We start from the raw sequence: 1447 nt of genomic DNA, 5'->3' as shown, positions 1-1447 counted from the left end.
CTTATCTAAATTTAGTCGTTACTTCTTATATTAACACTTTACAAGGCAAGATACAAATATTTACTCTTTTCTCTTTTTATTTATAGAAAAATTCCACATGTTTATAAATTAAATTAAAAAGAAGATGGTCACACCATCTTCTTTTAGTTAAACTATTTATTTTGGCTCTATAATATTTGTAGTGGGTAAATCCCCTATAGATATTATGGAGCCTATTTTGTTGTAGAGAAAAAGTCCCATATGACCTATAATGAAAAGCAACCAAACCATCATTAGAAAGAGCCATATGGAACAATTACATTTTATCACAAAACTACTCGATATCAAAGACCCTAATATCCAAATTATAGACATCATCAGTAAGGATACCCACAAGGAAATCATCGCTAAAATGTATTATGATGCTCCACTTTGTCCTGATTGCGGAAGCCAAATGAAGAAATATGACTTTCAAAAACCTTCTAAAATCCCTTACCTTGAAACGACTGGTATGCCTACTAGAATTCTCCTTAAAAAACGCCGTTTTAAGTGCTATCAGTGCTCTAAAATGATGGTCTCTGAGACTCCTATAGTCAAGAAAAATCACCAAATCCCTCGTATCATCAACCAAAAGATTGCCCAGAAGCTAATTGAAAAGACTTCTATGACTGGCATTGCCCATCAGCTGTCTATTTCAACTTCAACTGTCATTCGCAAACTCAATGACTTCCGTTTTAAGCATGATTTTTCTCGTCTGCCTGAGATTATGTCCTGGGACGAGTATACCTTCACTAAGGGAAAGATGAGTTTTATTGCGCAAGATTTTGAAAAGCTCAATATCATCACTGTTCTTGAGGGCAGAACACAAGCTATCAAGCGCTACTGGAAACTCATTCAACAGGATAGTCGTAAACTCAGTGATAAGCGTTTTTATCGCCCTACTTTTCGTATGCACTTAACCAATAAAGAAATCCTAGACAAGCTTTTGAGCTATTCAGAAGACTTGAAACACCACTATCATCTCCATCAACTCTTGCTTTTTCACTTTCAGAATAAGGAACCAGAGAAATTTTTCGGACTCTTTGAAAACAATATAAAGAAGGTTCATTCTCTTTTTCAGACTGTCTTTAAAACATTTCTAAAGGACAAAGGGAAAATCGTCAATGTCCTTCAGTTATCCTATTCCAACGCAAAATTGGAAGCGACTAATAATCTCATCAAACTTATCAAACGCAATGCCTTTGGTTTTCGGAACTTTGAAAACTTCAAGAAGCGAATTTTCGTCGCTCTGAATATCAAAAAAGAAAGGACGAAATTTGTCCTTTCTCGAGCTTAGCTTTTCTTCAACCCACTACAGTTGACAACGAGCCAAAAAAGAGGAAACAGAGTTCCTCTTTTCTATTTAACTTTTAGAGCTTACTTGCTTTCATCTTCTTTCCGTTTCAACTGACCAAGTCCTAAAACTCCT

General features: G+C 35.3%; 1 protein-coding gene. It reads left to right on the top strand.

Annotation, left to right across the window (positions count from 1 at the left end):
- The first annotated feature begins 286 nt into the window (after positions 1 to 286).
- On the top strand, positions 287 to 1315 hold the full coding sequence (locus tag HMPREF2655_RS00115; protein WP_070837076.1) for an ISL3 family transposase: 1029 nt from the start codon (positions 287 to 289) through the stop codon (positions 1313 to 1315).
- Positions 1316 to 1447 lie beyond the last annotated feature (132 nt).

Origin of the sequence: Streptococcus sp. HMSC066F01 (genome assembly GCF_001837335.1) — a bacterium.
GTDB lineage: Bacteria > Bacillota > Bacilli > Lactobacillales > Streptococcaceae > Streptococcus > Streptococcus oralis_S.
The sequence above is the reverse complement of the archived record's forward strand: the minus strand, read 5'-3'. Positions and strand labels throughout refer to the sequence as shown.